The sequence below is a fragment of the Rivularia sp. PCC 7116 genome, from assembly GCF_000316665.1.
Lineage (GTDB): Bacteria > Cyanobacteriota > Cyanobacteriia > Cyanobacteriales > Nostocaceae > Rivularia.
In genome coordinates this window covers 3,827,142-3,839,574 of sequence record NC_019678.1, presented here as the reverse complement: position 1 = coordinate 3,839,574, position 12,433 = coordinate 3,827,142, and the positions used below count along the sequence as shown (strand labels likewise).

The 12,433-nt window shown below is 40.2% G+C and carries 9 protein-coding genes; all 9 read right to left on the bottom strand.

Annotated features, from left to right (window positions below; genetic code table 11):
• Window positions 1–116: 116 nt before the first annotated feature.
• The 9 genes from RIV7116_RS14910 to hutH all read right to left on the bottom strand — a co-directional run bounded on the left by RIV7116_RS14910 (window position 117) and on the right by hutH (window position 11,842).
• Complete coding sequence (locus RIV7116_RS14910; RefSeq protein ID WP_015119126.1) at window positions 117–1,838, bottom strand: ABC transporter ATP-binding protein; 1,722 nt, start codon at window positions 1,836–1,838, stop codon at window positions 117–119.
• 58 nt (window positions 1,839–1,896) lie between these two features.
• On the bottom strand, window positions 1,897–3,027 hold the full coding sequence (gene tyrA / locus RIV7116_RS14905) for a bifunctional chorismate mutase/prephenate dehydrogenase (protein ID WP_015119125.1): 1,131 nt from the start codon (window positions 3,025–3,027) through the stop codon (window positions 1,897–1,899).
• 98 nt (window positions 3,028–3,125) lie between these two features.
• A complete protein-coding gene (locus RIV7116_RS14900; protein WP_015119124.1) occupies window positions 3,126–3,719 on the bottom strand; it encodes a hypothetical protein in 594 nt (197 codons plus the stop codon).
• A gap of 101 nt (window positions 3,720–3,820) precedes the next feature.
• On the bottom strand, window positions 3,821–4,426 hold the full coding sequence (locus RIV7116_RS14895; RefSeq protein ID WP_015119123.1) for a hypothetical protein: 606 nt from the start codon (window positions 4,424–4,426) through the stop codon (window positions 3,821–3,823).
• Window positions 4,427–4,472: 46 nt separating this feature from the next.
• Entirely contained in the window at window positions 4,473–5,219 is a 747-nt protein-coding gene (locus RIV7116_RS14890) for a Coq4 family protein (protein WP_015119122.1), read from the bottom strand.
• Window positions 5,220–5,412: 193 nt separating this feature from the next.
• Window positions 5,413–6,540: a 3-oxoacyl-ACP synthase III family protein gene (locus RIV7116_RS14885; RefSeq protein ID WP_015119120.1), complete on the bottom strand. Its 1,128-nt coding sequence runs from the start codon at window positions 6,538–6,540 to the stop codon at window positions 5,413–5,415.
• Between the two features lie 92 nt (window positions 6,541–6,632).
• Window positions 6,633–8,405, bottom strand: a complete 1,773-nt coding sequence (locus RIV7116_RS14880) for a thiamine pyrophosphate-binding protein (RefSeq protein WP_015119119.1) — start codon at window positions 8,403–8,405, stop codon at window positions 6,633–6,635.
• A 104-nt stretch (window positions 8,406–8,509) separates the two neighbouring features.
• Entirely contained in the window at window positions 8,510–10,033 is a 1,524-nt protein-coding gene (locus RIV7116_RS14875; RefSeq protein ID WP_015119118.1) for a class I adenylate-forming enzyme family protein, read from the bottom strand.
• Window positions 10,034–10,126: 93 nt separating this feature from the next.
• Window positions 10,127–11,842, bottom strand: coding sequence for a histidine ammonia-lyase (gene hutH / locus RIV7116_RS14870; protein WP_015119117.1), 1,716 nt, complete (start codon window positions 11,840–11,842; stop codon window positions 10,127–10,129).
• Window positions 11,843–12,433: the final 591 nt, after the last annotated feature.

The window sequence follows — 12,433 nt, the reverse complement described above, 5'->3', positions numbered from 1 at the left end:
GAAAATGATTATTAACAGATTTGCGTGGTTATGAAGAGACAAAATGTTGAGAAACAAACTGTAAAATCTGATTGGTGACAATTGAGCAAAACTTGAAGAGGAGATATTTTACTCGATTAAAAACTTGAATGTTGCATTTCGATTAATTCATCTTTGACTGCTAACTTTCCTTCATCAAGGATAAAGATTCTATCGGCATAGCTAATCGTACTGCTAATACGTTGGGTAAGATAAATCAAGGTATACCCGCGCTGTTGATTGAGAAGATTTAAGGACTTTTGAATTAATGCTCCTGTTTTGGCATCAACCGCAGACAAACTATCATCTACAATCAATATTTTATAGTCGTTAAGTAAGACACGAGCAATCGCAATTCTCTGCCTTTGTCCTCCCGATAAACCAATTCCTCTTTCTCCAATAACAGTATCGTAACCATCACAGAGGGTAATAATAAAATCGTGAATTTGAGCAAATTTTGCCGCTTCAATTACTCGTGATAGAGGAGCATCTGGTATTCCGTAAGCGATATTTTCGCGGATAGTGCCAGAAAATAAATGAGCATCTTGAGAAATAAAACCGATGTGAGAACGTAAATCAGTTAAATTTAAATTACGGACATCATACCCATCAATTTTGACTGTGCCATTGCTTGGATCGTAAAATCGTGGAATCAATTTTGCAATTGTACTTTTACCTGCTCCCGTCATCCCCAAAATTGCTACTGTTTCTCCTGGCTGAATTTCAAATGAAACATCGCTAAGGGTTTTTTCTTCCACTTGGCTATAGCAAAAATCAACATTTTCAAAAGTAATTCTACCTTCGCATTTGTTCAAAGTCATTGCATTTATAGATTCTCTAATTTCAGCCGGAGTATCTATCACCTGATAAACTCTAGCGGCTGATGCTGTGGCTTGAGCGACAGATGAAAAAGCTAAACTAGTTTGGAGAATTGGTTGAATCATAAATACTAGATATGAATTAAATGCAATCAATTTCCCAATAGAAAATTCATTGCGAATTACCTCAAAACTTCCATATCCGAAAATTACCACTGCGAGTAAATTACTCAATAAAAAAATTACTGGAAATGTATCTCTGAGGACGTAAATCGTTTTGATGCTGGTTGCAAGAAAATTCTGGTTGAAGACAGCATAACGCTTTACTTCTGTTTCTTCGCGTACAAAAGCCTTGATTGCACGCACTCCGACTAGATTTTCTTGCAAAACCGTATTTAATTCATCTAATTGCGTCTGTACTCGATCAAATAAGTCAGTATTTTTGTGAAAAAATCCACCCAGCAGCATCAATGAAATCGGTATAATTGCTAATGCAATTAGCGCCAACTTCCAATTCATTAATAGTAAAACGATTGCGCTGCCAAATAACATTATCGCAGCCCCGAAAATTTGCAGTAGCGTTGTTGCAATGAAGATGCGGATTTGTTCGATATCGTTACTAACGCGGGTAAGCATTTGAGATGTAGGGGTGCGCTCGTGATAACCTAAATCGAGGTTTTGGGTTTTATCAAAAAACTGATTTCTCAAATCGTAAGCAATACCTTGAGATACCGTCTCACTCAAAAAACTTTGTGTAAAATTGAATAATCCCCTCATCAAAGCTAGTAAAACCATTAATCCGCCACAAATCAGAATTACCCGTAAGTCATTTTTAACAATACCCGCATCAACTCCCCAGCGAATCAGTTGAGGAGTCCAAATATTAGCAACACTCAACATTAACAAACTAGCGATCGCACCGAATACCATTCTCGGATATTTTCGCAACATTCCCACAACTCGCTGGAGTGATTCGATTGGTATATCTGGTTTTTGTCTCATGGTTTCTCCTAACTATCTGGTAAATTGAATGGATAAATCGGATTGCAATTTTCAATTTTTAATTACATGAACCAACTTTTTCTTTGGGGATTAATCTCTTGCTGACTTCTTTTGAAGCTTGCTTAACTTCATTCGCGGTTAATAGCGCAGTTAGTGCATCAATTAAATAGTTACTTTCCCCAAAACTGTCGGTAGTTTCTTCTTTAAAAAAGCTTTGCACCTTTTGCAACTCGCAAATTAAAGAATCTCTATCTCCTTGGATTACTAACTCTGCTAATCGGTTATTGGTATTTGCAAATCTAGCAATAGCATCTCGTCTTTCTTCTGTTGCTAGGATGATATCGACAATCATTGGTGCAGATTGAGCAATTAAACGGCTAACTATGCCAATTTGTTGTCTATAAACAGGAGTGGAAAATTCTAAGCTGCGATTTATGTTTACCGGTTGTTCTGATAAAAAGCTGCCCAAACTAAAAGTTGTAAAGTGACGGATTGCTTGAACAATTACCATCATCTTGTCGTGTTCTTCTGGCGTGGAATAAATCAATTTTCCGCCTTCATTTTTTATAAAATCTAAAAACCATTGCAAACGTTCTTGCATCCGTCCCGGACATACGATAATTTTTTGAGATAAGAATGAATTAACCCCAGGAGCAAACATTGGATGTAAGCCAACAACTGCCCCGCTATGATGTGAGAGCATCGCTGATAAAATGGGAGATTTAATACTAGTGATATCGGCTAAAGCTGTAGTAGGTGAAAGATATTTTGAGGCTTTTTTAATTACTTCTAAGGTACAATCAATAGGTACGCAAACTAAAACTAAATCTACTTTACCGAGTAAATTCTCTGCTTTATCCCAATCGTCAGTATCTAAAATATTAACATCATGTCCGGCAGTAACTAATTGTTGCGAAAAGAAGCGTCCCATTCCACCTTTGCCACCAATTACTGTTACTCGTCGTGGTTTTGTTAATTCTAGATTTGCTTTTCTACGGGCAAGAGCAGCGGTGCAACCTACAACAATATTTTGCCAAAGGGGATTGGGAACTCCAGCTTGTTGAAGCATTATTTGATAATGAGGTAATGTTGTTTCTAAATCAAAGCTTGGTAATTCACTTAAAGCCGCGATTCTTTTACCTAATAGCTGAATTATTTCTCTATCAATTTGTCTAATTTTGTTATGCATTGTTTCAATTTTGTATTTATATTGTGTAATTGAAATTAAGTTGAATTATTGATTAGGTAAAGCAATCTTAATAACTGCGATTGCTTTACTATTAGTCGTTAAGAAACATCTTCAATTACAGTTTGGACAGTTTCTTCAAATTTAACTGGCCCCATAGTGATGGGAAAATTCCAATAGGGATGAACTGAGATTAGTGCTTGATTTGGAACATTTTTTGGTTGGGCAACGGAACTTTTAAAAGTATCTTTTGGGTATCGAAAACGAACTGATAATGCATATTTTGATTGACGAGCAACTTTTGGTACAAAAAGAATAAACTCATCATCTTGTGGAGAATCTTGAGAAAGATTGGGAGAAGCTTTAACTAATTCTGGACGTAATAAACTTACAATAGTTCGAGCTTCATCATGAGTTGTTCTTTCAGGACTTTGGAAACCATGTTCGGAAATTTCATCTTCAATATTGACGTTATACTCTGGAACAGAAGCGTAATATTCACTCAACATATCTGGACGAATTGGTGCCCCTCCTTTAATTGAATCATCAAAGATAAAATAGCCATTGACTTTATCACCGTTAAAACTAAATTTGTGTAGAGCAGCATGGGCTGGGAGATTAATCATAATTCCTTGAATCAAAAAGATTGCTACACCTAAAACTAATACAAATGTTATTTTTTGCCAGATTTTCATTACTGTGTGTCCCATTAGTTGAAAATTATGTTTGTATCAATTATTGATAATCAAAGATAGTTGGAGGGGAATTATTAATCTTGAATTCCCCTAAAATCTAATTAATCGGAAATCTTTTCAATCTTAGTTTTCACTTGTCCCTTAAATAATGCTTTACCTAATGTTCTGGGGAAGTTAACTTGGGGAAATATTTCAACTTCAGCAGTATTTGGAAAACTAGTTGGTAACTCAGTTGAACCATGAAAAGTTTCTACAGGGTACTTGAAATAACTTACTAAGGAATATTTCGACTTTGGCTGTCTTTCAAAACTGCGTACTTGTAATAGGAAAAGGTCTTTTGGTTCAAAATCTTGGCGCTTCTCTTCTTTCCCGTATGCTTTATCGTGTTCTGCTTTGATTTTTGCTAGCATTTTATCTTCTTTACGTGCTAACATTACTACCGCATTACTTACCGTTCCCTCGAAAACTCCTTTCTCACCTAAATCGATTTTGTAATCCCTTCCTCCACCATAATATTGAGTCATGAAAGGTGATTTTGTTTCGCCTTTGGCAGAGTCATCATAAATCATGTAACCATCCACTCCTTCACCGTCAAAAGTAAATTTGTACATAGCAGCTTGAGCGGGAGCTATGTCAACTGTTCCTTGAACTAGTAACACTGCAAAACTAATCGCAACTACAACAAATAATCTTTTCCAAAAAGCCATTTTCTTGGTCTCCTGTAATCTTTTAATGATGATGATGTGATGATATTTACTGACGTTCTAAATTTTTTAGACTGAGAATTTTTTCACTACGCGACAATTCTTTTAGAGGTAAGATGTTATATTCCTCTTTAATCTCTGCTAAAGGTCGATTCCACATTTCCTCCCAACGAATAGCCCAAAGAGGACGAGCAACACGCCCGCGCTGCCAACCTTCAAAAAGTGATTCTAGTGCTAAACTTAGTTGCTTTGTTTCCACAGTTGCAAAGTGTAAAACCAAGGCGCTCATCAAAAACGTTTGATAAACTGTTGCTCCTTGACCGTGATAAAATCCTTGAAGTGCTAATTCTCCCAGCGTATCTGCATTGTAACCAGTAACGACATGCCAAATATCATGAGTTTGCATCTTACGGAGTTTGATATAACTCGCATCATCGGGGGATTCAAAAGCGCTATAGTCATAAGCGGGAATACCGTTTTCAATCATGTGATGATAATAGGCATAGCCCAAACTACCTGGAGGACATTGATTTTTCAGGTCTTCTAATTTATACTCAGGGCCAAAATAGCGTTGCTCAATCATCTCTGCCATATCGGGGCTAAGACGCAATTGCTCCACGTATTCACAAGTTTGTATTTCTTCCAGATGTCTTGTAACTTCTTCGAGTTTGAAATAATCTTGCAGTTCGGAATCGTTAGGATTTGCTGCTATGGATAAAAAAGCCTGGATAAAATTAGCGTTGTTGAGTAGAGATAGGGAATTGGGTAAGTTGGCGATTTGTTCTGTTGTCTGCATAAACAACTCCTTTGAAGAGGTGAAATAATGGAGATTGAAGAGTATCGGAATTATATATTTTTGAACGCAGAGGTAAGCAAAGTAAGCGCAGAGGACGCAGAGTTTTTGAACTCATATTTATAAATATATTTATAAATAATTCCAAAGCGAAAAGAAAATATATAACTCCCCTACTGAGTAAAGTAATACACATTTAATGAGGAGTCAGAATTCTCTCTTGCTCTTGAGAAAAACTCACCCCAGGAGCAGGGGCTGGTCCCAAAGCAACGTCACCCCAGCGCATCACGCTTGCACCGGCATTAGAGGATGAACCCATTGTATAAACAAGAACTAAGTCATTTTCTCTGATTTTACCGGATTCGGCGGCATGATAAAGATTTGCAATGGGGAATGTCGGCCCAATATTGGCATACAAAGGATTGAGGTTAATTGTCCGGTTTGGATCTATTCCTAATGCACGGGTACAAACTCTGGAATACCAAGCACTGGGAGTGTTAAAGGCAAAAAAGTCAATATCTTCCAGGCTGACATCGGCAGAGGCGATCGCACCATGACAGCACAACCGAATAAACTTGACTGTGGTTTCGTTAAACATTTTGCTTGCCCCTTTACCACCACGAATGAACATTTTGATATTGCCTTGTTCGTCGGTGGTAAATTCGTTATAAAAGGCACCGCAGGTAGCGGCAGTATTGGCAATTTTACTACCTAAAACTCCTTGGTTTTGTTTAAGGCTACCAACTACAAATGCTCCAGCGCCATCACCCGATAAAAATGCTAAGGTATCATTTTCGTCAGTATAGCGAGAGTAGGTAGTTGAAACCACCACCAGAACATTGCGATACTCCCCGGTTCTTACCAAAGAACAAGCAGTCTGGAGCGAAACTAATGCCGAAGTGCAAGTTGATTCTATATTCCATGCCGCATTGTGCAATCCTAGTTTACCGGCGAGAAAGGCGGCATTTCCTGGTGTAACTTGCTCGGGAAACAGGGAAGTAACCAGCATCAAATCGATATCTTCGGGAGCCAGATTTGCTGCCTCTAGTGCGTCGGTAGCTGCACGATATTCTAAGGATAGCGAGGTTTCATCCGCAGCTACTACCCGCCTTTCTACAGTACCGCGAAACGGGTCTGACATGTAGGGTGCTAATTCCTGCGACCAAATATCTGTAGAACCGTCTGGTGCAAATAATCTTGCTAAAGTCTTCTTTTCGGCTACAGCCACCATCTCCGGATAATTCTCTCGATAATAATCGTTGGTGCGGATGATGCTGGGAAAATTGAGGGCGATCGCTCGAATGCCAACTGGTTGTAAGTTCATGATTTTTCTCCTTTTGATTCAATAGTTATCAGTCAAGAATGAGGCGTTTATCGGAACAGTTTAAGTCACCCACCATACGTCGTGAGAACTGTTTACTGTTCGCTGTTCGCTGATTTGATTGCTCCCTGTTGGATCAGGCTGCGAATTCTACCGCCAATGGGAGCGGGTTGTGTGGGGTCTAAATTAATGTCAATAACAAAGGGAATTGTGGCAGCAAGGGCTGTGGTTAAGGCTGCTTCGAGTTCCGATTCTTGGTTGACGCGGATACCGTCTGCGCCCATTCCCCGCGCTAGCTGAACAAAATTTGTACTCGGTATTTCGGTATCTACTCCTGTAAATCCTTGTAAATTCATACCTTGGGCGCACATGTTATAGCGTCCGTCATTGAGTACAATCCATACGGCAGGGATTTTGAATCGAACTGCGGTACTGACTTCGCTATTCATTAACATTGCTCCGTCTCCGACAATGGCAACGGCTTTACCATTCCTTCCCCAAGCCGCTCCGACTACTCCGGTAACGGCATGACCCATTGCTCCCACGCCAGTGCTGATTCGGTAGCGTCCAGGTTGCTTAAAGCACAGTCGATTAGTTGCCCAAGCAAAAGAATTTCCGGCTTCAGCTAAGATTACAGCATCGCTACCATCGACTATTAACCGTTGAATAGTATCCATTAAGACTTCCGGTCTCACCAAACCATTATGGGGAGAAATCTGTTTTGCTTCTGGGTGGGGTAGTGCTGGAACATTTCTAGGACGCAGGGAAAAGTGAGATAATAAGGATTTGAGGAAAGCTTTGACTTCCGATTGAATTGAGAAAGTTGATGCTTCTGGATAAGCAACTCCGGGTACTTCTGGGTCAATATCTACATGGATAAAGCCACCAGCAGGTATCATTTGCGGATTCCAGAAAGAAGTCGGTTCTCCCAAACGGGTTCCTAAAACCAGGATTCTATGGGGTTGTTGTTCCTGCATGTATGTAAGAACAGAAGTATGACCGCTAAATCCAGTCACACCTACAAATTGCGGATGATCTTCCGGGAAAATGCCTTTAGCGCGGGGGGAACACATTACCGCAGCCCCGGTACGCTCTGCCAATTCGCGAATTTCTGCCGCTGCACCTCTAGCACCAAAACCAACCCAAATTGCGAAGGGTTCCTGAGAAAGTAAGCGCACGCAATTAACTACTGTATGTTCGCTAGGGGCTAATTCCCCACAAGTAAATTCCGATTGGTATTTTACCGTGCATGGTGTGGTTTGAATTGGGGTCGGAATACTGATATGGGCAACAAAACCACCCGGTTGTGATAATCCTCGTGCCAGTCGTTGGGAAATTTCGGGGATTTCGTCTCCATTTTCTACGATAGTTGCGTAGTTGAATAATGCTCCAGGGGTAAATAACCCCGAAATCGGCATAGTATGAGCGCTAGTTTCTTGACAAGCCCAACGTCCGCGATTTGCCGTTGCAGTCGCCGCAGATATCAAAATTACTTTTGCACCTTCTCCCTTAGCAGCAAACAATCCAGTTAGAGCGTTGGTGATGCCGGGACCTGTAGTAACGAATACGACTACCGGACGATTGCTAGCGAAGTAGGCTTCACAAGCTGCAAAGGTTGCTCCCGATTCGTGACGAAAATGCAAAACTTGAATATCGCTGCGGTTGAGGGCTGCCCAAAGTGGACCAATACCGCCTCCAGAAACACCAAATGCAGATTCAACTCCCATATCTTCTAACATTTTGACCGCAGTTTCTCCAACTGTCAGTTGTGTTGATGATAATTGGTTGAGTTGTTCGTTTGCAGGTGGTGAGAAAATGGAAGAGCTAGATGATTTGTTTGTAGTTATTTGATAAGATTTGGTGTTCATGTTCTTAATTGGTAGTTGGTAGTTGGTAGTTGGTAGTTGGTAATTGGTAATTGGAAGTAATAAGTTTTTCCCTCACTCCCTCACTCCCTCACTCCCTCCCTCCTCTAAATAAGGCTTAGATGAGGTTTAACAATACATTCTTGCTGGCGTAGAAATCTTTTCATCACTTTCCCCGTGGGATTTTTTGGCAGTGAATTTACAAATTGAATTTTGTGAGGAATTTTATATGCTGCCATTCTTTGAGTGCAGAAGTGATATATTTCTGATTCGCTAATTTGACTGTTAGCTTTGCAGACAATGTTGGCTTTAACTATTTCGCCTTTAATTGCGTCGGGAACTCCATAAATAGCGACTTCTGCAACTGCATGATGTTGGTAAATTACATTTTCTACTTCTGAGGGATATACTTTAAACCCAGAGACATTAATCATGTCTTTTAAACGGTCGGCAACATAGAAAAAGCCTTCTTCATCCATCCGACCTATATCACCGCTATGCAACCATCCGTCCTTAATTACTTCCCGTGTTTCTTGAGGACGATTCCAATAACCGAGCATGACATTGGGACCTTTAATAATTATTTCCCCCAATTCTCCCGGTGATACTGCATTACCGTTTGCATCCACAACTTGCATTTGGACATTTTCGATGGGCATTCCAATAGAACCAAACTTATATCTGAAATTGTGGTTATAGCTAGCGCAAGGTGATGCTTCGGTTAAACCATATCCTTCATGAATCACTTTTTTATACTTGTGGTGCCACATATGAGCAATTTCTACAGGCATGGGAGCCGCAGCACTAAAGTAATAACGCAAGCTGCTAAAGTCATATTTAGAAGTGTCTTGATTCAACAATCGGATAAATACAGTTGGAACTCCAAAAAACATTGTTACCTGATATTTATCAATGCTTTCTAAAACGACTTCTAACTCAAATCTTCTTTGTAAAATGATAGTCGCACAAACATTTAATCCGGCGTTGAAAATTGCATTTTGACCAAAGCAATGAAACAAAGGTACGTACAGCAGCAATCTATCAGTTTGACTCATGCCCGAACAGCGATTGTGTGCCGAGATATTAGAAATAATATTACCGTGGGAAAGAGTAGCACCCTTGGGAAAACCTGTAGTTCCAGAAGTATAAACAATGCCCGCAGGAGAATCCCATTCCATTTCTACAGCGCTAGCTATAGGAGAAGCATTGTTAATCAAAGCTGTAAAATCGATATCGTTTTCAACCGTACCCTCAGCAATCAAAATATGTTGTAAGTGAGGTAAATCGCGATCAATCAAGTGTAAACGTCCCGAAGCGGTGGTCACAATTGCCTTAGCAGTACAATCGTTGAGAACATAACCAACCTCAGCCGACTTAAACATCACATTCAGAGAAACCGCGATCGCACCAATTTTCAGAATCCCCAAATAGGCAATGGCAAACTCCGGTATATTTGGTAGGAACAAAGCAACGCGATCGCCTTTTTCAATTCCCAATCCCCGCAATGCATTTGCTGTACGATTAACTAATTGGTCAAAATGCTTGTAGGTATAAGACTTGTCTTCGTAAATTATAGCGGTCTTGTTAGGAAATAGCCGACGACCGCGTTCTACATGATGTGCGATATTCATGGTTTGGTAATTGGTAATTGGTAATCGGTAAATATTTTGAAACAAATCTCTCACGAATTACGATTTTTACGCCTTTATAAACCGCGAAACCTGTTAATTGTTAACTGATTTCAAAGCGGATAAAACTTCTGATATTGCAGTCACAATTTGTCCGCCATAAGCAATATCATCAGCAATTTTACTAATATGAGAATCTAAACCTTGCTCGTTGTCATCCCATATATAAGCACGTTCTTTACTTGGTGGTCTGCCGACTACGTTCCGCACTGCCATGTATAAATCTTGAGTAGCGGGGGATAAAGTTGCACGAGCATCATAATGTCCTGCAATGGCATAGGTACGCAAATCAACCGATTGCACCCCAAACATCAAAGCTAAAGCTATATATTGTTGAAAAATCTCTACACTGGTTCGCGCTAAATTAGCTGAAGCAAACCCCTGACTATTAATATTTTGGTTGTATTGTTCTGCATGAGTAGGAAATCTGTCAGCGATAGAATTTCCATAGAAGGTTAATAAAGGCATAATCGAATTACCAGTAATTTGCAATCCCTTTAAACCCATATTCACAGTGCGCTGTTGGTTTCCAACTAGGGACGGAGATAATCCATTGTTAAACTCCGGAGCCACTAAATAAGCGATTTGTACATCTAAATGTTTGGCTAACATGCCAATGTGATAGCGCAATCTGTCCATTCCCACACCAATGTACTGTCCCAGAAAATTGCCACCATGATAACTAGCTTGATTTTCCACATCAATTAATGGGTTGTCGGTGACAGAATTGATTTCTATCTCTACCTGTTTGGCAATGTCTTCGATACCATCTACAATCGGCCCCATGTACTGTGGCAGACAGCGTAATGAATAACGATCCTGAATGGGATTTTTACCTCGATAATCGTGGGAACCATCCAACTCATCGCGAATTAACCCAGAACCTGCTAACAATTCCAGCATTTGGGAAGCAGCCCAAATTTGCCCGGAATGGGGTTTTAATTTATGAATATATTCGTGAAAAGATTGATTCGTACCTTCTAAACCTTGGATTGTTAAAGCATGGGTTGCTACGCTCAAAGCTAATAAAATTCTCGTATCTTGGACGCAATTAGCCGCAATCCCAGTCATTACAGAAGTCCCATTCATCATTGCTAATCCTTCCTTGGGAAGTAATTGCAATGGTTCTAAACCCAGTTTTTGCAGTGCTGTTGGTGCATCCATTTCTTCACCGTCAAAATCTACGATGTAGCTGGAATTTAAACCAATTAGTGCCCCAGAAATATACGCTAAAGGAGTTAAATCGCCGCTAGCACCAATTGAACCAAATTCGGGGACATGAGGAGTAACACCAGCATTTAAGAATATCAGCATCCGCTTGATAAGTTCCAGACGAATACCCGAAGCACCAGCAACGTGGGAATTAGCACGTAACAGCATAGCAGCCCGAACATCAGCCAAAGGTAACTTGTTTCCCGCACCCACCTTGTGATAGCACATCAAATTATTTTGTAGCAAAGTCGCAGATTCCGGAGAAATCACCACATTTGCCATCCCACCAAAACCGGTTGTTACACCGTAAATTGGCTCTCCCGATTCAACCGCATCGCGGATAAAATCGCAGGATGCTTGAACATTAGCTAATTTTTCCAGATTTTCAGTTAACTTTACCCTTGCCCTATAACGCGCAACACTCACCACTTCTTCAATAGTGAGTTGGCGATCGCCAACAATTACCGAAGCATCCGAATTATTTAAAAAAGAAAATGATTTCTGCGAGACAGTGTTTTTAGTTAAGCGAACTGTATTCATGTTACTGGCTAATAATTGACTTGAGATTTTGATTGATGATAGGACTGGTTGCGCTTAATCACTCTCAGCCTGGAAGGCTGGAGCTACAGTTACGAAGCCCATCTGCATGGGCTTTCATAGGGGCGCATCTTTATAAAGAAATGGTATTCGCAACCGGCACATTTTTTCTAGTGGTTCGCCAAGCGAACTTTGCTGGGTTTAGCGTGGAAATAAAAAGTTTTTTCTCCCCCTGCTCCCTCCGCTTCCCCTGCTCCCCCTGCCTGCCCTTACCCGGCAATTGTGGCTTGCCAGAGTACTAGGGTGCTTGTACACTGATTGATTCTGAACGCCATAATAAGACGGTGAGTGTACGGCACCAACCGGGCTTGTGTAATTACCGAGTTGAAAAGTCAAAGAAACAGTAACCGTATCTAGTAATATTACTGTTCCCGACAATTTATACATTAAATTAGATTCAAATGTTACGCATCCGCCTTTTCTGCTTATTGGAGTGCAGTATTATTACCTGGTGGATGCATGAATGCGAATGGGTAATTGCATAAAACTGCATTGTAATTGTTTGACTGCTTAAGCTTTTATGTATTCAGCAGT

Coding starts and splice junctions, on each gene's coding strand:
- tyrA (WP_015119125.1), bottom strand. CDS start 3,027: ATGCATAACAAAATTAGACAAATTGATAGAGAAATAATTCAGCTATTA.
- RIV7116_RS14885 (WP_015119120.1), bottom strand. CDS start 6,540: ATGAACTTACAACCAGTTGGCATTCGAGCGATCGCCCTCAATTTTCCC.
- RIV7116_RS14895 (WP_015119123.1), bottom strand. CDS start 4,426: ATGGCTTTTTGGAAAAGATTATTTGTTGTAGTTGCGATTAGTTTTGCA.
- RIV7116_RS14880 (WP_015119119.1), bottom strand. CDS start 8,405: ATGAACACCAAATCTTATCAAATAACTACAAACAAATCATCTAGCTCT.
- hutH (WP_015119117.1), bottom strand. CDS start 11,842: ATGAATACAGTTCGCTTAACTAAAAACACTGTCTCGCAGAAATCATTT.
- RIV7116_RS14875 (WP_015119118.1), bottom strand. CDS start 10,033: ATGAATATCGCACATCATGTAGAACGCGGTCGTCGGCTATTTCCTAAC.
- RIV7116_RS14900 (WP_015119124.1), bottom strand. CDS start 3,719: ATGAAAATCTGGCAAAAAATAACATTTGTATTAGTTTTAGGTGTAGCA.
- RIV7116_RS14910 (WP_015119126.1), bottom strand. CDS start 1,838: ATGAGACAAAAACCAGATATACCAATCGAATCACTCCAGCGAGTTGTG.
- RIV7116_RS14890 (WP_015119122.1), bottom strand. CDS start 5,219: ATGCAGACAACAGAACAAATCGCCAACTTACCCAATTCCCTATCTCTA.